The sequence below is a fragment of the Parafrankia sp. EUN1f genome (genome assembly GCF_000177675.1).
In the GTDB taxonomy this organism is placed as follows: Bacteria; Actinomycetota; Actinomycetes; order Frankiales; family Frankiaceae; genus Parafrankia.
The window spans coordinates 1-18,882 of the sequence record NZ_ADGX01000162.1 but is presented as its reverse complement, the minus strand read 5'-3'; the positions used below and the strand labels follow the sequence as shown (position 1 = coordinate 18,882).

General features: G+C 72.6%; 17 protein-coding genes. 3 read left to right on the top strand and 14 right to left on the bottom strand.

Translation table 11 applies throughout. The features are described from left to right. From trpB to priA, 10 genes are all read right to left on the bottom strand, one after another. On the bottom strand, window positions 1-865 hold an 865-nt coding region (gene trpB / locus FREUN1FDRAFT_RS31795; RefSeq protein ID WP_035955318.1), incomplete at its 3' end, for a tryptophan synthase subunit beta. 194 nt (window positions 866-1,059) lie between these two features. Continuing rightward, a complete protein-coding gene (trpC, locus tag FREUN1FDRAFT_RS31790) occupies window positions 1,060-1,866 on the bottom strand; it encodes an indole-3-glycerol phosphate synthase TrpC (RefSeq protein WP_006544439.1) in 807 nt (268 codons plus the stop codon). A 918-nt stretch (window positions 1,867-2,784) separates the two neighbouring features. Beyond that, window positions 2,785-2,916 (bottom strand): hypothetical protein, encoded by a 132-nt coding sequence (locus FREUN1FDRAFT_RS47555; RefSeq protein ID WP_006544438.1) that lies wholly within the window; start codon window positions 2,914-2,916, stop codon window positions 2,785-2,787. Window positions 2,917-3,009: 93 nt separating this feature from the next. Continuing rightward, a complete protein-coding gene (locus tag FREUN1FDRAFT_RS31780) occupies window positions 3,010-3,663 on the bottom strand; it encodes a Trp biosynthesis-associated membrane protein (protein WP_083828885.1) in 654 nt (217 codons plus the stop codon). A gap of 14 nt (window positions 3,664-3,677) precedes the next feature. After that, the gene (locus FREUN1FDRAFT_RS31775; protein WP_006544436.1) at window positions 3,678-5,216 is read right to left on the bottom strand and encodes an anthranilate synthase component I; all 1,539 of its coding nucleotides are present in this window, start codon (window positions 5,214-5,216) and stop codon (window positions 3,678-3,680) included. After that, window positions 5,213-5,662 carry a phosphoribosyl-AMP cyclohydrolase gene (hisI, locus tag FREUN1FDRAFT_RS31770; RefSeq protein ID WP_006544435.1) on the bottom strand — a complete coding sequence of 150 codons (450 nt, stop codon included), beginning with the start codon at window positions 5,660-5,662 and terminating at the stop codon, window positions 5,213-5,215. The genes FREUN1FDRAFT_RS31775 and hisI overlap by 4 nt, the downstream gene beginning before the upstream one ends. 226 nt (window positions 5,663-5,888) lie before the next feature. After that, window positions 5,889-7,685, bottom strand: coding sequence for an ABC transporter ATP-binding protein (locus tag FREUN1FDRAFT_RS31765; protein ID WP_232295506.1), 1,797 nt, complete (start codon window positions 7,683-7,685; stop codon window positions 5,889-5,891). A 74-nt stretch (window positions 7,686-7,759) separates the two neighbouring features. Next, window positions 7,760-9,946 (bottom strand): ABC transporter ATP-binding protein, encoded by a 2,187-nt coding sequence (locus FREUN1FDRAFT_RS31760; protein WP_006544433.1) that lies wholly within the window; start codon window positions 9,944-9,946, stop codon window positions 7,760-7,762. A 311-nt stretch (window positions 9,947-10,257) separates the two neighbouring features. Then, complete coding sequence (gene hisF / locus FREUN1FDRAFT_RS31755; RefSeq protein WP_006544432.1) at window positions 10,258-11,022, bottom strand: imidazole glycerol phosphate synthase subunit HisF; 765 nt, start codon at window positions 11,020-11,022, stop codon at window positions 10,258-10,260. Then, the gene (gene priA / locus FREUN1FDRAFT_RS31750; protein WP_006544431.1) at window positions 11,019-11,777 is read right to left on the bottom strand and encodes a bifunctional 1-(5-phosphoribosyl)-5-((5-phosphoribosylamino)methylideneamino)imidazole-4-carboxamide isomerase/phosphoribosylanthranilate isomerase PriA; all 759 of its coding nucleotides are present in this window, start codon (window positions 11,775-11,777) and stop codon (window positions 11,019-11,021) included. Before priA ends, hisF begins: the two co-directional genes overlap by 4 nt. Before the next feature lie 97 nt (window positions 11,778-11,874). On the opposite strand from priA, the gene FREUN1FDRAFT_RS31745 reads away from it, so the two are divergent. The 3 genes from FREUN1FDRAFT_RS31745 to FREUN1FDRAFT_RS31735 are packed head-to-tail and all read left to right on the top strand — an operon-like array spanning window position 11,875 to window position 14,731. Further along, window positions 11,875-12,831, top strand: coding sequence for an ABC-2 family transporter protein (locus FREUN1FDRAFT_RS31745; protein WP_006544430.1), 957 nt, complete (start codon window positions 11,875-11,877; stop codon window positions 12,829-12,831). 17 nt (window positions 12,832-12,848) lie between these two features. Beyond that, the gene (locus tag FREUN1FDRAFT_RS31740; RefSeq protein WP_157475656.1) at window positions 12,849-13,700 is read left to right on the top strand and encodes an ABC transporter permease; all 852 of its coding nucleotides are present in this window, start codon (window positions 12,849-12,851) and stop codon (window positions 13,698-13,700) included. Further along, on the top strand, window positions 13,697-14,731 hold the full coding sequence (locus FREUN1FDRAFT_RS31735; protein ID WP_006544428.1) for an ATP-binding cassette domain-containing protein: 1,035 nt from the start codon (window positions 13,697-13,699) through the stop codon (window positions 14,729-14,731). The genes FREUN1FDRAFT_RS31740 and FREUN1FDRAFT_RS31735 overlap by 4 nt, the downstream gene beginning before the upstream one ends. Window positions 14,732-14,795: 64 nt before the next feature. Here the strand turns inward: FREUN1FDRAFT_RS31735 and hisH are convergent, their stop codons facing one another. Genes hisH through hisD form a run of 4 tightly spaced genes read right to left on the bottom strand, consistent with a single transcriptional unit; the run spans window position 14,796 to window position 18,702 of the window. Beyond that, window positions 14,796-15,410 carry an imidazole glycerol phosphate synthase subunit HisH gene (gene hisH, locus FREUN1FDRAFT_RS31730; protein WP_006544427.1) on the bottom strand — a complete coding sequence of 205 codons (615 nt, stop codon included), beginning with the start codon at window positions 15,408-15,410 and terminating at the stop codon, window positions 14,796-14,798. Next, window positions 15,407-15,994, bottom strand: a complete 588-nt coding sequence (gene hisB / locus FREUN1FDRAFT_RS31725; protein WP_006544426.1) for an imidazoleglycerol-phosphate dehydratase HisB — start codon at window positions 15,992-15,994, stop codon at window positions 15,407-15,409. The genes hisH and hisB overlap by 4 nt, the downstream gene beginning before the upstream one ends. A 57-nt stretch (window positions 15,995-16,051) precedes the next feature. Further along, entirely contained in the window at window positions 16,052-17,410 is a 1,359-nt protein-coding gene (locus FREUN1FDRAFT_RS31720; RefSeq protein WP_006544425.1) for a histidinol-phosphate transaminase, read from the bottom strand. Next, a complete protein-coding gene (hisD, locus tag FREUN1FDRAFT_RS31715) occupies window positions 17,407-18,702 on the bottom strand; it encodes a histidinol dehydrogenase (protein ID WP_035955297.1) in 1,296 nt (431 codons plus the stop codon). Before hisD ends, FREUN1FDRAFT_RS31720 begins: the two co-directional genes overlap by 4 nt. Window positions 18,703-18,882: the final 180 nt, after the last annotated feature.

Genomic DNA, 18,882 nt, shown 5'->3' with positions numbered 1-18,882 from the left:
TGTCCGGGATGAAACGGTGGAAGATGCCCATCGCGTTCGACCCGCCGCCGACACAGGCGACCACCGCGTCCGGCAGGCGGCCGAGCAGGTCGAGGGTCTGCTGACGCGCCTCCACCCCGATGATGCGCTGGAAGTCACGCACCATCATCGGGAACGGATGTGGCCCCATCACCGACCCGATGCAGTAGTGGGTCGAGTCGACCGTGGCCACCCAGTCACGCATGGCCTCGTTGATGGCGTCCTTCAGGGTGCGGCTGCCGGACGCGACCGCGACGACCTCCGCGCCGAGCAGGCGCATCCGCGCCACGTTGAGAGCCTGCCGGCGGGTGTCCTCCTCGCCCATGTAGACGACGCACTCCAGGCCCAGCAGGGCGCAGGCGGTCGCGGTCGCCACACCGTGCTGACCGGCGCCCGTCTCGGCGATCACCCGCGTCTTGCCCATCCGGCGGGTCAGCAGGCACTGCCCCAGCACATTGTTGACCTTGTGCGAGCCGGTGTGGGCGAGATCCTCCCGCTTGAGCAGGATGCGCGCGCCGCCGATCTTCTCGGTCAGCCGATCCGCGGCGGTCAGCGGCGTCGGGCGGCCGGCATAGGTCGACAACAGCCGGTCGAGCTCACCGGTGAAGGTCGGGTCGACCCGGGCGGCCTCGTAGGCGGCCGAAAGCTCGTCGAGCGCGGCGAACAGCGCCTCGGGCACGAAACGCCCGCCGAAACGCCCGTAGTGACCTGACACATCCGGAACCGACTGCCAGCTCCGGGCCGCTTCGACGGACGACCATTGATCGGCCGCGCCGACCGCGCCCGGGCGGGTCGGGTCAGTCGCGTCGGAGGAGCCGGCAAGCGTTCCAGCGGATCGAGCAGTCACGGCCCTGACTGTACCGGCGTCCGACCCCACCAAGGTGGCCGCGGGAGAGCTGCGGCCAGACGAGGACCGTCCGGACACGGATGGACGCCACGGGCGCCGCACCGCGCTCCCGGCCGGGCATCACGCCCCGGCCCGCCCGGCATCGGCGGGCCGGCCGCCCCGGATCCGGGCCAGGGCGTCGGCCGCCTACGGGATCAGTGCGCGATGCGGGTGGCCGGATGGGTTCCGGCCGTCACGAGGTCCGCGACGAACTGCCGCGGGTCGCCGCCGGTGACGGCGGCCTCGCCCACCAGCACGGCGTCCGCACCCGCGCCGGCGTACTGAAGGAGGTCGTGGGGACCGCGCACGCCGGACTCGGCGACCTTCAGCACCCCGTGGGGAACCATCGGTGCCAGCCGCGCGAACGTCTCCCTGTCGACCTGGAGCGTGCGCAGGTTCCGGGCGTTGATCCCGATCAGCCGGGCTCCCGCGTCGAGCGCGCGGACCATCTCCTCCTCGTCGTGCACCTCGACCAGCGCGGTCATTCCCAGCGACTCGACCCGCTCCAGCAGCCCGATCAGGCGTGGCTGGTCGAGCGCGGCCACGATCAGCAGGACCAGGTCGGCACCATGCGCCCGCGCCTCCAGCACCTGGTACGGCGACACCACGAAGTCCTTGCGCAGGACCGGGATGTCCACCGCGACCCGGACGGCATCAAGATCCGCAAGGGATCCACCGAAGCGCCGCCGCTCGGTGAGGACGCTCACCGCCGCCGCGCCGGCCTGCTCGTAGAGCGAGGCCAGCCCGGCCGGGTCGGTGATCGCCGCCAATGCCCCCTTCGACGGTGAGCGGCGCTTGATCTCCGCAATCACCGACACCCGCGGCGCACGCAGCACCGCCAGCGCGTCCCGGGGGTCCGGTACACGTTCCACTCGTTGTTTGAGAGCTGCCAGGGACGTCTCTCGCTCGCGTTCAGCCAGATCTGCTCTGACCCCGTCGAGGATCTCGTCGAGAGCGTTCATCGCCCCGCGCTCGCGCCAGTCGCGGCCATGAGGCCGATGGTAGGGCAGGCGCGCGACGCCGGCCCGCCACCCCCACTCACGGCGTCGACCGGTCACGGCCTGTTGTTGCTTCTCCGTTGTCGATTTGGGCCGATACGGCCCTGACGTCGACGTCGAGGCCAGATGAATTAGAGGTATCTCCCACCCGGTGACGGAATGGTTCGCGAGCGTAGTGGTGACGCCGTTGCTACTGACACCCGCCGCACCGACACGGACACATCACGAAACCGGCGCTCGACGGCGCGACACGCCCACCCCCCGGCGACTTTGACGCCCCGCGACCGACCCGTATCATCGAACACACGTTCGATGGAGCTGCCTGGGGGAAACGTGATGACGGATCGGGTGACGGATCGGGTGACGGATCAGGTGGGCCTGGTGTGGAGCGCGGCGGTGGAGATCGGCAACACACCGAACGCGACATCGGAGTCAGATCCGGCCGGCTCCACGGGGCACGCGATGGGAGCGCGATGGCCCATCGCGGCCTGGGCGTCCTCGGCTGTGTGGTCCGCCCGTCCCGCCGGCGGCAGCGGTTCCGAGCCGGATGGGCAGGCCGCTTCGGGCGGGCCGGAAGGTGGTCCGGACGAGAGGACCGATCGAAATGCAGGATCATCGTCAGCTGTTCCCGGCACCGCGCCGGGCACGCCCGTCTCCGGCCCCGCGGGGCCGCTGCACGCCGGCAGCGCGGCTACCGAGCCCACGGGCTCGCCAGCGGCCAGCCCAGCGGGCGCCCCGGGCACCGTCGCGGCCCGGCGGGCGACCGCCGTCCCGCCCCGGCCCACGCCCTCAGGGCCACCGGGGAGCGCTCCCGCAGGGCGGCCAGGGGCCGCCACGGGCTCGGGCTCACGGCGGCTTCTCGACACCGACACGGAGCACCAGCTACTTCTCGCTCAGATCCGGGAGCTCGACCACCGCATCGCCCGGATGGACGTGCTCATCCGCCTGCTTGAAGCGGATGTTGAGCGCAACCACCTGACGCTGGCGACCCTGGGCCGCCAGCAGTCCCCGCATACACTCCCGCCGCGGCCACCCGGGACCCACACCGGCCGGCCCGGCACGAGCGGCTCGCCGCGCCTCGCGGGCCAGGAAGGTCGGCTCCGATGATCAGGTGGGGTCCTGGCCCCGCTCGATGGCGTCCCAGGCGTCAACGGGTGCGGCTACGCGGGCCTGGTAACGGCCGGACATGGCCGGCCAGGTCCGCGCGCGGGCGACCACGGCGGCGCCCGTGACGGCCAGTACCAGGCCGCCGAAGGAGGCCAACCAGGGTCCGGCGGAACGGGAGAGCCCGGTGATCGTCGGCTCCCCCACGGGCACCACGGCGTGAACCTCGTCCGTGCCGCGGACAGCACCCATCGGGTCGATGGCGATCCCACCCGCCGTCACGAGGATGGCGATGCCCGCGAGCAGCACGAGGATTCCCACCACGGTCCGGCCCAGCCGCCGGGTCGCGATGATCGCCAGTGTCCCGGCGAGGCCGAGCAGCCCGAGCGCGGTCACCGCCGGTGCCAGCGAGCTGCCGGACCAGTTCACCGCCAGCGGCGCTGCCACCACCTTCTCCCCCACGCCTGACTGCACGCGGGCCGACACCCAGGTGGAACCAGCGCTGAACAGCACCGCTGCCGCGCCGACCAGGCACCCGACGATGGCCAGCATCCGTTCCCGGCGGGCCCGTCGGGCCTGGTCAGCAGCCGGCGCGGCGGCCTGCTCAGCCGCGGTGCGGTCATCAGGATGCCGGTCGGGTGGCGTGGTGGTGGGCATGTCGGGGTGCGGGGTCACGACGGCGAGCGGAGCGACTCCGCCACCTCGATCGCGCGGAGCACCGCGGCGGCCTTCGTCCGGCTCTCCAGATCCTCCGTCTCCGGCACCGAGTCCGCGACGATGCCGGCGCCGGCCTGCACATAGGCCATGCCGGAGCGCAGCACCGCGGTGCGGATGGCGATGGCGGTGTCCAGATCGCCACCGAAGTCGAGGTAGCCGACGACGCCCCCGTAAAGACCGCGCCGGGTCGGCTCCAACTCGTCGATGATCTCCATGGCGCGCACCTTCGGGGCTCCGGACAGGGTGCCCGCGGGGAAGGTCGCGGCCAGCACGTCCACGGCGCTGCGTTCGGGCGCGACCTGACCGATCACGGTGGAGACGATGTGCATGATGTGCGAGAACCGCTCGACCGCGGCGAACTCGACGACCCGCACCGAACCCGGCACGCAGACCCGCCCGAGATCGTTACGGACCAGGTCCACCAGCATGACGTGCTCGGATCGTTCCTTCGGGTCGGCCAGCAGCTGGGCGGCCAGCTCGGCGTCGTGCTCGGGAGTCTCGCCCCGCGGCCGGCTGCCGGCGATCGGGTGCAGCAGCGCTCGACGGCCCGTGACCTTGACGTGTGCCTCGGGCGAGGACCCGACGACGTCATGATCGGCGAAGCGCAGCAGGTACATGTACGGGCTGGGGTTGGACGCCCGCAGGACCCGGTACACATCCAGCGCGTCGGCGGAGGTCGGGCGCTCGAAACGCTGTGAGACGACGATCTGGAAGCACTCTCCGGCGCGGATCTCCTCGATCGACCGCTCGATCGCGGCCCGGTAGCCACCGGCTTCGGTGGCGGAGACGAAGTCCCGCACCCCGGTGACGGCCCCGGTGGTGGTCGCCACGGTCGGCTCGCTCCACTTGCCGAGATCGGCCGTCATCACCTCGATGCGGTGCACCGCGTCGTCGTACGCCGCGTCCAGCTCGGCGGTACCGGCGCCCCCGGCGCCCCCGCCGCTCCCGGTGACGCCGGTGAAGACGTTCGCCACCAGCTGGCACGACCCGTCCGTGTGGTCCAGGACGGCGAGGTCGGTCGTCAGCAACATCCGCAGCTCGGGAATCCCGAGATCATTGACGGAGTTCGCAGGCAGCCGCTCGATACGCCGGACGATGTCGTAGGACAGGTAGCCGACCAGGCCGCCGAGCAGCGGCGGGGTCCCCTCCGGGCGGGGCGAGCAGAGCTGCCGCTCCACGGCCCGCAGGACCTCCAGCGGATCACCACCGCTCGGCAGGCCCGGCGGCGGCACCCCGTCCACCCAGACGGCCTGACCATCACGTTCCGTGAGGGTGGCGGCGGCGCGTACCCCGATGAACGAGTACCGCGACCACACACCGCCATGCTCGGCGGACTCCAGCAGGAACGTGCCCGGGCCGCCGGCCAGCTTGCGGTACACCCCGACCGGGGTCTCCCCGTCGGCCAGCAGGCGCCGGGACACCGCCACGACCGACTGGTGCGCCGCGAGCTGGTGGAACTCCTCGCGGGTGGGCGTGATCACGCCGGTCGTCATCGACCTGCTCCCCTCGTCGACGCCGTCACGGAGTCACGGTCCCCGGCCGACGCAGCCGCAGCCGCAGCCGGTGCCGCCGCGGCCGGGCCGGCCTCGACGGGGAGCTCCCGACCGGCGAAGCAGGTGCGCTCCCCCGTGTGGCAAGCCACCCCTACCTGGTCCACCCGGACGAGCACGGTATCCCCGTCGCAGTCGAGAGCGACCGAACGAACCCACTGCACGTGCCCGCTGGTGTCTCCCTTGACCCAGTACTCGGATCGGCTTCGGCTCCAGTAGGTAGCGCGGCCGGTGGTGAGGGTCCGGTGCAGCGCCTCATCGTCCATCCAGCCGACCATGAGGACCTCACCCGTGTCGTACTGCTGGGCTACGGCCGGGAACAGACCCGCCCCGTCCCGCTTGAGCTGGCGGGCGATGGCGGGATCGAGAGCTGAGGCTGGTGCGGTCACCCACCCTATTCTGCCTGCCGCGGCGAGGCCGGCCGCGAGCCCGCAGTGTGAGCCGGCCCCATGAGCCGGCCGCGCGAGCCGACGCTGTGAGCCGGGCGCGACCTGGCGCCCCTGGCGCCGGCACACCTGGCGCCGGCACACCTGGCGCCGGCACACCTGGCGCCGGCACACCTGGCGCCGGCACACCTGGCGCCGGCACACCTGGCGTCGGCAGGCCGGCCCGCCGTCAGCGGGAGGAGACTCCGGCGGCCCAGGACTCGTGCAGCCGCCGGTACACCCCGGGAACCGCGACGAGGTCGGCGTGCGTTCCGCGCTGGACGACCCGGCCCGCGTCCACCACGATCACCTCGTCCGCGGCCTCGGCCGTCGAGAGCCGGTGCGCGATCGTGACGGACGTCCGGTCGCGGGTCAGGGCCAGCAGGGCCGAGGCGATCCGGACCTCGGTGGCCGGGTCCACCGCGGAGGTCGCCTCGTCGAGGACCAGCAGGTCCGGGTCGGCCAGCTGGGCCCGGGCCAGCGCGACGAGCTGGCGCTCGCCGGCCGAGAGCAGATCGCCCCGCTCACCGACCCTGGTGGCGATCCCGGCCGGCAGGCCGGCCAGCCACTCCCCCAGCCCCAGCTGCTCGAACGCCACCATGATCTCCTCGTCGGTGGCGTCGGGGCGCCCGTAGCGGACGTTGCCCGCGACGGTCAGGTCGAACAGGAACCCGTCCTGCGGCACCATGACCACGCGGCGGCGCAGCGAGTCGAAACGCACCTCGCTCAGCGGGACATCGCCGATCAGGACGGTGCCGTCGGTGGGGTCCATCAGCCGGGTCAGCAGCTTCGCCATGGTCGTCTTGCCGGAGCCGGTCTCGCCGACGACCGCCACCCTCGTCCGGGCCGCCAGGTCGAGGGTCACATCGTGGAGCACCGGCGGTCCGCCTGGGTAGGCGAAGCCGACCCGGTCGAACCGGACCCCCAGCGGGCCGGCCGGCAGCAGGCGCCCCCCGCCGTCGGCACCGGGATCGCGGATGTCGGTCGGGGTGTCGAGCACGTCGATGACCCGCCGGAGCCCGGCGATGGCGTTGGAGCCCTCGTTCAGCACCTCGGTCAGCGACTGGATCGGCATCACGAACAGCGTCAGCAGAAACAGGAAGGCCACAAGCTGGCCGGTCGTCAGCGAGTCGTCGACGCCGAGCGCGACTCCCAGCACGACCACCGACGCCGTCGTCAGCGCGGCGACGATCTCCACCACCGCGAACACCCCGGCCACCAGCGTCTGCGCCTGGGTCTGCGCGACCCGGTAGTCCTCCACCGTGGTCCCGATCCGCCGGGCGGTCCGCTGCTGCGACCCGTACGCGCGCACCACCTGCGCTCCCACCACGGACTCCGCGATCGCGCCGAGCATGTCGCCGACCCGCTCCCGCACCGCGCCGTACCGGCGGGCCAGCCGCTTCTGGAACCGGTGGGTCGCGAGGACCAGCGGTACGAAGAACGCGTACACCACCAGCGTCAGCTGCCAGGAGTAGACGAACATCAGGATCGTCGCGATGACCATCTGCCCCAGTGAGACGATCAACATGACGCCACCGAACTGCAGGAACTGCGACATGGTGTCGATGTCGGTGGTCACCCGCGAGGTCAGCGACCCACGCCGCTGCTCGGACTGGCTGAGCATCGACAGGTCATGCACATGCCGGAACGCCCGGACCCGCAGGGTCGCGAGCGCGCTCTCCGACAGGCGGTAGAGCCGGACGTTCATCCGGTAGGCCGCGACGGCGGTGACCAGAATGGCGACGGCCGCGAAACCCACCGAGACCCCGATGACCCCCAGGTCGGCTCCGCCGTCCCACACACCGCGGTCCAGTGCCTGCTGGATGACCACGGGGACGACCACCTTGCCCACGGTGGCGATGATCGCCAGTCCGAGCGTGCCGAGGATCCCGGCGGTCAGCTCGGGCACCAGCCGGTGCAGCCGGCCGAGGGTCGCCCACAGCCCCTCACCCACGGCACCGCCACCCACGGCCGCACCACCGTCCACCGCACCATCCCTCACCGCGCCGGCGCCCACAGCACCGGCGCCCACAGCAGCACCAGGACTCACGGCACTGCGACTCACGGCGCGACCTCCGGAACGGCCGGGACCGCGGCGGCCGGCGACCGCCCGTCCGCCGCCTCGTCGTAGGCGGTAAGCAGCTCGGCGTAGCCAGGCGAACGATTCAGCAGCTCCCGGTGCGTGCCCTGCGCGACCACCCGGCCACCGGCCAGGAAGACGACCTCGTCCGCGAGCTCGACCGTCGAACGGCGGTAGGCGACGATCACCACCGTGGCGGCGCCGGCCCGGGCCCGCAGATCGGCGAGGATGGACGCCTCGATCCGCGGGTCGACGCTGGAGGTCGCGTCATCCAGGATGAGCAGCCGCGGGTGGCGGACCAGCGCGCGGGCCAGGCCGATGCGTTGGCGCTGGCCGCCGGACAACGTGGTTCCACGCTCGCCGACGCGGGTGTCCAGGCCCGCGGGCAGCGCGCGCACGAAACGGTCCGCCTGGGCGCGGCGCAGGGCCTCCCAGATCTCGTCGTCGCCCACGTCGAGGCCCAGCGCCACGTTGGCCCGCACGGTGTCGTCGAACAGGAACGTCTGCTGAGGGACGAGCGCGACCGCGCCGGTCACCTCGCCGGCCGCGAGCTCGGGCAGGTCCACCCCGTCGAGACGGATCGTGCCACCGCTCGGATCGACGAGGCGGGCGAGCAGGTTCACCAGGGTCGACTTGCCCGAGCCGGTGCGGCCGGTGAGCGCGACCACCCGACCGGGCGGGACGTCGAACGTGACGCCGGACAGCGCCGCCCGCCCGACGCCCACGGCGTCGGCGACGTCCACAGTGTCGGCAGGATCCACCGTGCCGGCAGGATCCACCGTGCCGGCAGGATCCACCGTGCCGGCGGGGTCGGCGACGTCCTCGGCGGTGGGCCGGCCGGCCGCCGGCGCGGGATACCGGTAGCCGACACCACTCACCTGCAGCGCGGCCGGACCGGACCCGGCGAGCTGGGCGGTGCCGTGGGTGAGCCCACCACGTGCCGCGAGCACCGCCGTCACCCGCTCATGCCCGACCACCGACCGCGGGAGCTCGCCGAAGACCCATCCGATCGCCCTGATCGGAAACGCCAGCAGGGTGAACAGGTACGCCACCCGGACCAGCTCGCCGACGGTGAGCGAGCCGGCGTCGATACGCACCGCGCCGACCACGATCACGGTGAGCACACCCAGGTTGGGCAGCGCCTCCATGACCGGGTCGAACATCCCGCGGATCCGGCCGGCGCGGATCATCGCGTCGCGCAGCTCCTGCGCCTTCACGGCGAAGCGGGACGTCTCATCGGCCTCCCGGCCGAGCGTCTTGACGACCAGCGCCCCGTCGAACGACTCGTGCGCGACGCCGCTGACCTCACCGCGCAACTGCTGGACCCTCCCGTACAGGGGTGACACCAGGCGCCCGTAGATGATGTTGACGGCGCCGAAGGCGGGGAACACCACACACCCCACCAGCGCGAGCAGCGGGTCCGTCGCGATCAGCAGCCCCAGTGCGGCGGCCAGCATGACCAGCACGCCCGCGGCGAACGGCAGCGGCGCGATCGGTGCCCAGGCCGCCTCGACGTCTGCGTTCGCGTTCGACAGCAGCGAGCCGGTCGAGTGCCGCTGGTGCCACGCCAACGGCAGCTGAAGGTACTGGCGGGTGACCCGGCGCCGGTACGTGGCCTGCAGCCGGTACTGCATCATCCCGGAGACCAGCCGGCGCAGGAACAGGCCGCACGCGCGCGCGAACCCGATGCCGACCATGATCGCACCGGCACCGAGCAGCGTGCTCCAGTCGGCGTGACCGTCCCGGATGCTCGGGACCACCACCCGCTCGGTGATCTCGCCGAGCGCCAGCGAGGTCGCCACCGTCGCCAACGCGTACAGCGAGCTGCCGACGAAGGCCGCGGCGAAGATCCGCGGCTCCTCTCGCACCGCGTTCGCGAGGATGCCAATCCCGCGCCCGATCACCCCGGGTGCGTGACCGCCCTCGCCCGCCACCGCCGGGCGGCCCGCCGTGGCCCGGGGCGCAGGAACGTCAACGGTGGCGTCGGTGGCGCCTGTGGAAACCGCGGCGGCGTCCGCGCCCGCGCCCGCAACCTCGGCCACGGCCTCGACGGCTGTTACGGCCTCGGCGCCATCCGTGGCACCCGCGGCGGCATCCGCCACGCACGCCCGCGCCCGCCTGCGGGGAGCGAAGCTGGATGCGACGCTGGACGCGAGGTCACCGGGCACCGCACTCCTCCGTTTCGCGGTCGCTGTCCGACCGCCGATCACCAGCATCGACTGCTCGTCCCCAACGCGGCTGTCCTGGCCAAAAGTCCCGGTCAGCAGGTCAGCGGGTCCGAGCACCCGGTGGGTGGGTCGTTGTTTCACGGCGGACGTGGCCGGTGGACGCCCCCGCGGTTCTCCGGCGCGCCGCCATCCTGGCCTGCCGCGGGGGTGTTTCACAGCGTCATGGGTGAGCTGACCTCAGCTGGACAGCCGAAGTTCCGTCAACGTTCGCGCGGTGCTCCCCCACAGCGCCCCGCCCGCCCGGCGGCGCGTCAGCGGACCGGGATGTCCGCGTCGCGCAGCTCCTTCTTCACCTCTGAGATCCGCATCCGCCCGAAGTGGAAGACGCTGGCCGCGAGCACCGCGTCGGCTCCGGCCGCGACGGCGGGGGCGAAGTGGTCGAGCCGACCGGCCCCGCCACTGGCGATCACGGGGACGTCCACCGCCGCCCGCACGGCACTGATCATCTTCAGGTCGTAGCCGTCCTGCGTGCCGTCGGCGTCCATCGAGTTCAGCAGGATCTCGCCCGCGCCCAGCTCGACGGCACGTGCCGCCCACTCCACCGCGTCGATGCCGGTACCGCGACGCCCGCCGTGCGTCGTCACCTCGAACAGCGGGCCACCCGGCTCACGGGAGCGGCGCGCGTCGACGGAGAGCACGATGCACTGGCTGCCGAACCGCAGCGCGCACTCGCGGACCAGCTCCGGGCGAGCCACCGCGGCCGTGTTGATGCCGACCTTGTCCGCGCCGGCCCGCAGCAGCCGGTCGACGTCGTCGACCGCGCGCACTCCCCCGCCGACGGTGAGCGGGATGAAGACCTGCTCGGCGGTGCGCCGGACGATGTCGTACGTGGTCTCCCGGTTGCCACTGGACGCGGTGATGTCCAGGAAGGTGAGCTCGTCGGCGCCCTCGGCGTCGTAAAGCCGGGCCATCTCGACCGGGTCACCGGCGTCGCGCAGGTCGGTGAAGTTCACACCTTTGACAACCCTGCCGCCGTCGACGTCGAGGCAGGGAATCACCCGGACCGCGACCGTCACGGCGAGCCCGACGCCGACGCCGCCCCCGCATCCGCACCCGCGCCCGCCGCGACGGCCAGGGCCTCGGGCAGGGTGAACGCGCCGGCGTAGAGCGCCTTGCCGATGATGGCGCCCTCGACACCGGGCACCGCGGCGATGGCACGCAGATCGTCCAGGGAGGAGACCCCGCCGCTGGCGACCACCGGCCGCTTCGTGGCGGCCGTCACGGCACGCAGCAGCTCGACGTTCGGACCGGTCAGCGTTCCGTCCCGGCGGACGTCGGTGAGGACGTAACGGGCGCACCCGTCGGCGTCGAGGCGGGCGAGAACCTCGTAGAGCTCGCCGCCGTCACGCGTCCAGCCGCGGGCCGCGAGGGTGGTGCCGCGGACGTCCAGGCCAACCGCGATCCGGTCACCGACGCGGTCGATCGCCGCGCGGACCCAGTCCGGGTTCTCCAGCGCGGCGGTGCCGATGTTGACCCGGGCCGCCCCGGTCGCCAGCGCGGCGTCGAGGGACTCGTCGTCGCGGATGCCGCCGGAGAGCTCGACGGCGACGTCGACGGAGCGCACGACCTCGGCGATCAGCTCCCGGTTGGAGCCACGGCCGAAGGCCGCGTCGAGATCGACCAGATGGATCCACTCGGCGCCGTCACGCTGCCAGGTCAGCGCCGCCTCACGAGGGTCGCCATAGGAGGTCTCGGATCCGGCCTCGCCCTGGACCAGACGGACGGCCTGGCCGTCAGCCACGTCCACCGCGGGTAGCAGCGTCAACGTCACGCGCCCACCCTACGGGTCGCGGCCCCACCTGGTGCAGACCACACGGGCTCACGCAAAACGTCTCCGCACCCGCGGCCGGCATTCTAGGTTTACAGCGATGATTCCCGACCGGGCGAATCCCCCGCCGGCGCAGGCGAATCTGGCAACGCTGCCGGCGCCCGCGGAGCTGGCGGCAGCGGCAGCGGCCGACGCATCGCCCCGGCCCACGCGCCTGGTCGGCAGCCTCGGCAGGCTGGGCAGGCTGGGCCGCGCGTGGGAGTCGGCGCGGATGTGGGGCGCGATCTCATCCGCCTCCGCACGCAGGATGCTCCGCTACCGGGCGGCGGTCCTGGCCTCGATCGTGTCGAACATCGTGCTCACCGTGCTGCGCGGGCACCTGGCGCTCGCCGTGTGGGCGCAACGTCCCGGCCTCGCCGGCTACGACAGCACCGCCGCGGTCACCTTCACCGTGCTCGGGCAGTCGCTGGTGACGACCTTCGCCGTCTTCGGCGGGATGATCGACATCCCCTGGCGCGTCCGGACCGGCAGCATCGAGGTCGACCTGGTCCGGCCGCTGGGCTTCCAACGCTGGTACCTCGGGCTGGAAGTCGGACGGGCGGCCGTGTACCTCGCCAGCCGCGCCCTGCCAGCCGGGATCGTCGGCGTGCTCCTGTTCGACCTGCGGCTGCCACGCACGGCCGGCGCGGCAGCCGCCTTCGCCATGAGCCTGGGGCTGGCTCTGCTGGTCAGCTTCGGCCTGCGCTACCTGGTCGCGCTCAGCGCGTTCTGGATGACCGACTTCCGCGGCGTGCAGGCGGTGTCCGCGCTGGTGATGATGTTCTTCTCCGGGGCGATCCTGCCGCTCGTCCTGTTCCCCGGTGCGCTCGGCACCGTCGCCGCCCTGCTGCCGTTCGGCGCCGTCGTCCAGACCCCGATGGACCTCTACCTGGGCACGGTGGACGACGGCCCGGTTCGCGCGCTGGCCTTCCAGGCCACCTGGGCGCTCGTACTGCTGCTGGCCGGGCAGACGCTCACAGCCCGGGCGATCCGGCGTCTGGTGGTGCAGAACGGTTGACCAGCGGTGTGGGACGGATGACCGGCGGTGTGGGACGGATGACCGGCGGCGGGCGGCTCGGCCTGGTGCGCGACGAGGCCGCGCTCTACCTGCTCCTCGTCCGCGCGGCGTTCCGGTCCGCGGCGCAGTACCGCGTCTCACTGGTGATGTACACGCTCGTGGAGATGGCGGGCGCCGCGCTGGACCTGGCCACGATCGGCATCATCTTCGCCCATCTCCCCGACCTCGACGGGTTCGCGCTGTCCGAGGTCGCGTTCCTCTACGGGTCCTCCGCCCTGGCCTTCGCCCTCGCCGAGGCCCTGGTCGGCCCGCTTGACCAGCTCGGCTGGCAGATCAAGGACGGAAGGATGGACGCGACGCTCACCCGGCCGGTCAGCGTGCTCGTGCAGTGCGCGACGATGGACTTCTCGCCCCAGCGGCTCGGGCGCCTCGCCCAGCCCACCGCCGTGTTCGCGGTGAGCCTCGCCACGCTCCCGGTGGACTGGAGCCCCGGACGCGTCGCGATCCTTCCGATGATGGTCCTCTGCGGAACGATGATCAGTATCAGCCTCGCGGTGGGGGTGGCCGCCGTCCTGTTCGTCGCCCCGGATGCCAGCGTCGCCATCGCGGCGGTCCGCCAGGGCTCCGCGCTGGCGACGCAGTACCCGTTGACGATCTACGGGCGCCGGATGGCGATGCTGCTGACCTTCGTTTTCCCGGTCGCCTTCGTGAACTGGCAGCCCGCGCTGTTCGTCCTCGGCCGGCCCGACCCCTTTGGCCTGCCGGGCTTCACCGGCTTGCTCTCGCCTCTGGTCGCGCTGGCCAGCTGCCTGGCCGCCGGGATCGCGTGGAGCGCCGGGATCCGTCACTACCGCGGGGAGGGTGGTTGACTCTGTCATCCGATGCTTCCGTGATCGACGTCAGCGAGGTCACCCGGACGTTCGTGCTGCGGCGGCGGACAGGGTGGATGCGGCGGGAACGCAGCGACGTCCACGCGGTCCGCGACCTGTCGTTCAGCGTGCGGGCCGGGGAGATGGTCGGGTACCTCGGGCCGAACGGCGCCGGCAAGAGCACCACCATCAAGATGCTGGTCGGGATCCTCACCCCGTCGGCGGGGCGGCTGCGGGTCGCCGGGCTGGACCCGTCCCGGCAGCGGCTGCGCCTCGCGCGGCGCATCGGTGTCGTGTTCGGGCAGCGGTCGGCGCTGTGGTCGGATCTACCGCTCCGCGACAGCTTCGACCTCATCCAACGGATCTATCGGATCCCCCCGGCGCGATACCGCCAGAACCTCGACGAGTTCATCCAGCTTCTCGATCTCGCCTCCTTCATCGACACGCCGGTGCGCCAGCTCTCGCTCGGGCAGCGGATGCGCGGCAGCGTCACCGCCGCCTTCCTGCCGGAGCCCGAGATCGTCTACCTGGACGAGCCGACCATCGGCCTCGACGTGGTCTCGAAGGCCGCCGTGCGGTCCTTCCTCTCCCGCACCAACCGGGAGTCGGGGACGACGATCCTGCTCACGACGCACGACATGACCGACGTGGAGCAGCTGTGCCGGCGGGTGATGGTCATCGACCACGGCCGGCTCGGCTTCGACGGCACCCTGGACGAGCTGCGCACCCGGATCGGCGGCGTCCGGACGCTGCGGGTCGACCTCGCCGAGCCACAGCCGGCGATGACGATCGAGGGCGCCCGGGTCGTGCGGGTGGACGGCGCCCGGCAGTGGCTGGAGTTCAGCGCCCAGGACAGCGCGGCGCCACTGGTCAGCGCGGTCGCGGCCCGCTACCCGCTGGTGGACCTCGCCGTCGGCGAACCGGCGATCGAGGACATCGTCGCACGCCTCTACACCACCGACCGCCTCCCGGCGGTGCCGCCCAGCCGGACGGACCCGGACCCGACGCATCCGCCGAGCCCGGTGCGCTGACCGGTCAGTTCAGCATGCGTAAGTTCGGTGTGCGTCAGTTCAGCGTGCGTCAGTTCAGCGTGCGTCAGTTCAGCGTGCGCAGCCAGTTCTCCAGCACGTGCGCGCCGGCGTCCCCGGACTTCTCCGGGTGGAACTGGGTGGCCATCAGCGGACCACGCTCGACCGCGGCCGCGAACGGCTCGCCGTGCTCGGCCACGGTGTCCCCCGGCTGGGGCCGGGCGGCGTAGGAGTGCACGAAGTAGAAACGCGTGCCCGCGTCGACACCGGCGAACAGGACGGACTCCGGCGGCGGGGCGACCACGTTCCAGCCCATGTGCGGCAGGACCGGCGCGGACAGCCGGTCCACGCTGCCTGCGAGCACGCCGAGGCCCTCCGTGCGCACCCCGTGCTCGTCCCCGACCTCGTAGAGGATCTGCATGCCGACGCAGATCCCCAGCACCGGCCGGCCGGCCGCGAGCCGCTCGCGCACGACGGCGCCGCCGCCGATCGCCTCGATGCCCGCCATGCAGGCCGCGTAGGCGCCGACCCCGGGAACGACGAGCCCGTCAGCGGCGCGCGCCGCGTCGAGATCCGCCGTGACGGTCACCTCCGCGCCGACCCGGGCGACCGCCCGCTCGGCCGACCGCAGGTTGCCCGAGCCGTAGTCGAGGACGACGACCTTCGGACGGGCGCCGGTCACAGCACACCCTTCGTCGAGGGAACCCCGGCGACCCGCGAGTCCAGGGCGACGGCGTCACGCATCGCGCGGGCGACGGACTTGAACTGGGCCTCGACGACGTGGTGCGCGTTGCGCCCCGACAGCACCCGCACGTGCAGCGCGATCCGCGCCGAGGCGGTGATCGACTCGAAGACGTGCCGGGTGAGCGTCGTGTCATAGGTGCCGATCAGCCCGACCAGCTCCGGCTCGACGTGCACGCAGTAGGGCCGCCCGGAAAGATCGACGGCCGACTGCACCAGCGCCTCGTCGAGCGGGACGGTCGCGTCCCCGAACCGCCGGATGCCGGCCTTGTCACCGAGCGCCTCGCGCAGCGCCGCGCCGAAGGCGATCGAGGTGTCCTCGACGGTGTGGTGGGCGTCGATATGCAGGTCGCCCTCGGTCCGCACGGTGAGGTCGAAGCCGCCGTGCTTGCCGAGCTGCTCCATCATGTGATCGAAGAACGGGACGCCGGTCTCGGACGAGGCCAGCCCCGTCCCGTCGAGATCGAGCTCGATCAGGACGTGCGACTCCTTGGTCTTGCGCTCGATCCGAGCGGTTCGCGCCATACGTGTGTGTTCCCTCGTGGGTCTTGAACGTCTGCTACGTGTTCGACGGCGTCGGTGCTATCCGACCACGCTGGTGCCGGCCGGCCCTGCGGGCCCGGTCCGCAGCAGCGACGGATTGTCTGTGAGCACCGCGCGCAGGGCGGCGAGGAAGGCGTCCGTCTCGGTGGGCAGGCCCGCCGTCACCCGCAGCCAGCCGCCGAGACCGACGTCCCGCACGAGCACCCCGGCGTCGAGCAGGCCCTGCCACACCGCCCGCTGGTCGGTGAAATGCCCGAACAGCACGAAGTTGGCGTCGCTCGGTGCCACCTCGCACCCGAGTTCCGGCAGCGACCGCGCGAGCAGGTCGCGCTGGGCCTTGACCGCCTCGACCGTGCCGAGCAGCTCGTCGGCGTGTGCCAGCGCGGTCCGCGCGATCGCCTGGGTGAACGAGGACAGATGGTAGGGCAGCCGGACCAGCGCGAGGGCGTCGACGACCGCCGGATGCGCCGCGAGGTACCCGACCCGGGCTCCGGCCAGCGCGAACGCCTTGCTCATCGTCCGCGTGACGACCAGGCGGGGGTGATCCGGCAGCAGGGTGAGGGCGCTGGGCACGCCGGCCCGGCGGAACTCCGCGTAGGCCTCGTCCACCACGACCACCCCGGAGCCCACCTCCTCCATCGCGTCGCAGGCGGCGGTGATGACATCCATGCCCAGGGCGGTGGCGGTCGGGTTGTTCGGCGAGGCGAGGAACAGCAACGCCGGCCGGTGCCGGTGGATCGCGCCGGCGACCCGCTCGGCGTCGAGGGTGAAGTCCTCCGCCCGCTGCTCCCCGACCCAGCTGGTGGCGGTGGCCAGCGCGATCAGCCGGTGCATCGAGTACGACGGCTCGAAGCCGACCGCCGTCCGACCGGGCCCGCCGAACACCTGGCAGAGCTGCTGTAGGACCTCGTTGGACCCGTTCGCCGCCCACACCTGGGCGGTGTGCACACCGAAACCGGCGTCCGAGGTCAGGTAGTAGGCGAGATCGGCGCGCAGGGCCTCGGCGTCGCGGTCCGGGTAGCGGTTCGCCTCCGTCGCGGCGAGGGTCGCGGCCTTGCCCAGCGCGTCGACGAGGCCGGCCGACGGCGGATGCGGGTTCTCGTTCGTGTTCAACCGGACCGGGACGTCGATCTGCGGCGCGCCGTAGGGCGACAGGCCGCGCAGGTCGTCGCGAAGGGGCAGGTCGTCCAGCGTGACCACGCGCCGCGCCGGTCGGCCACCCGGCGTCGCCGCACCCGATCGGGACCCGCGGTCGAAACCGGGGCCCGAGCCGGGACCTGCACCCAGGCCCGCCACCGGCGCGGAGATCGGCTCCACCCGCATCCCGTCGAAGGCCGGGGCATCGGCCTTGAGGGGATCGACGGCGTCACTCATCGCATCCGTCGATTCGTCGGTCATCGTGCCCGTACCTCCACCGCGTCGACGTGCCCGGTCAGATCCTCGGCCGTGCCGAGCGCGGCGATCCGCGGTGCGATGTCGGCCAGCGCGTCGGCGTCACAGGAGACGACATGCACCTGCCGCTGGAAGGCGGAGACCGCGAGACCACCGGAATGCCGTGCCGTCCCGCCCGTAGGCAGGACGTGGTTGGAACCAGCCAGGTAGTCACCCAGCGGAACCGGGGCGTACGGCCCGACGAAGATCGCCCCGGCGTTGCGCACCCGGGCGGCGACCGCCGCCGCGTCCACCGTCTGGATCTCCAGGTGTTCCGCCGCCCAGGCGTCGGCGACGGCCAGCCCGGCGTCGAGGTCGGCGACCAGCGCCACCGCGCCCTGCCCGGCCAGCGCCTCCGCCACCCGCTCACGGTGCCGGGTGCGGGGAACCTGCTTGTCCAGCTCGACATCGACGGCGTCAGCGAGTTCGACCGAGGTCGTGACCAGAAGACAGGCCGCCATCGGGTCGTGCTCGGCCTGGGCGATCAGATCGGCGGCGACGAAGTCCGGCCGGGCCGAGTCGTCGGCGAGAATCGCGACCTCCGTCGGGCCCGCCTCCGCGTCGACGCCGACCACGCCCCGCAGCAGCCGCTTCGCCGCCGTGACATACACGTTGCCGGGACCGGTGACCACGTCGACCGCCGGGCAGCTCTGCGTGCCGTGCGCGAACATGGCCACCGCCTGTGCCCCACCGGCCGCGTAGACCTCGTCGACGCCGAGCAGCGCACACGCCGCCAGCACCACCGGGTGCGGCCGGCCGTCGTTGTCCACCTGGGGTGGCGAGGCCACCGCGAGCGACCCGACACCGGCCTCCTGCGCGGGCACCACGTTCATCACGACGCTGCTCGGGTAGGCGACCCGGCCACCCGGCACGTAGAGGCCGACCCGTTCCACCGGGATCCACCGCTCGGTGACCGTCGTGCCGGGGGCGACCTCGACGACGACCGGCTCGCGCAGCTGAGCCCGATGCACCAGCCGTGCCCGCCGGATCGCCTCGGTCAGCGCGTCACGCACCGCCGGCGCGAGCGCCGCCAGCGCGGCCTCGAGATCCTCGGCCGGCACCCGGAGGCTGGCCGGCCGAACCCGGTCGAACCGCTCGGCGGCATCGAGGACAGCCGCGTCACCGCGGGCCCGCACATCATCACAGACCGGGCGCACCGCCTCGATCGCCACGTCGACGTCGACGGCCGCCCGCGGGATGAGGCGGCGGACCTCCGAGGCGCTGGGTCTCACGGAACGCAGATCGAGCCTTCTGAGCACGCCCCCGAGAGTATCGGCCCCACCCCCGGTCGGAGCAGTGGAATTCTTCGGGAATACCCACCGTGACACACGAAGACCCTGATCAGGCATCTTTTCCGGAGAAGTGACAGCCCGACAGCGCGGCGTACCCGCCAGGTGCCCACCGCATGCCCGTCGCACGGTCGCCGCCCGCCGCCGCCC

Excerpts from the sequence above, each read along its gene's own strand:
- trpC (WP_006544439.1), bottom strand. The coding sequence starts at position 1,866 with ATGAACGCTCTCGACGAGATCCTCGACGGGGTCAGAGCAGATCTGGCT.
- FREUN1FDRAFT_RS47555 (WP_006544438.1), bottom strand. The coding sequence starts at position 2,916 with ATGCGGGGACTGCTGGCGGCCCAGGGTCGCCAGCGTCAGGTGGTTGCG.
- FREUN1FDRAFT_RS31780 (WP_083828885.1), bottom strand. The coding sequence starts at position 3,663 with ATGCCCACCACCACGCCACCCGACCGGCATCCTGATGACCGCACCGCG.
- FREUN1FDRAFT_RS31775 (WP_006544436.1), bottom strand. The coding sequence starts at position 5,216 with ATGACGACCGGCGTGATCACGCCCACCCGCGAGGAGTTCCACCAGCTC.
- FREUN1FDRAFT_RS31745 (WP_006544430.1), top strand. The coding sequence starts at position 11,875 with ATGATTCCCGACCGGGCGAATCCCCCGCCGGCGCAGGCGAATCTGGCA.
- FREUN1FDRAFT_RS31740 (WP_157475656.1), top strand. The coding sequence starts at position 12,849 with ATGACCGGCGGTGTGGGACGGATGACCGGCGGCGGGCGGCTCGGCCTG.
- hisB (WP_006544426.1), bottom strand. The coding sequence starts at position 15,994 with ATGGCGCGAACCGCTCGGATCGAGCGCAAGACCAAGGAGTCGCACGTC.
- FREUN1FDRAFT_RS31720 (WP_006544425.1), bottom strand. The coding sequence starts at position 17,410 with ATGACCGACGAATCGACGGATGCGATGAGTGACGCCGTCGATCCCCTC.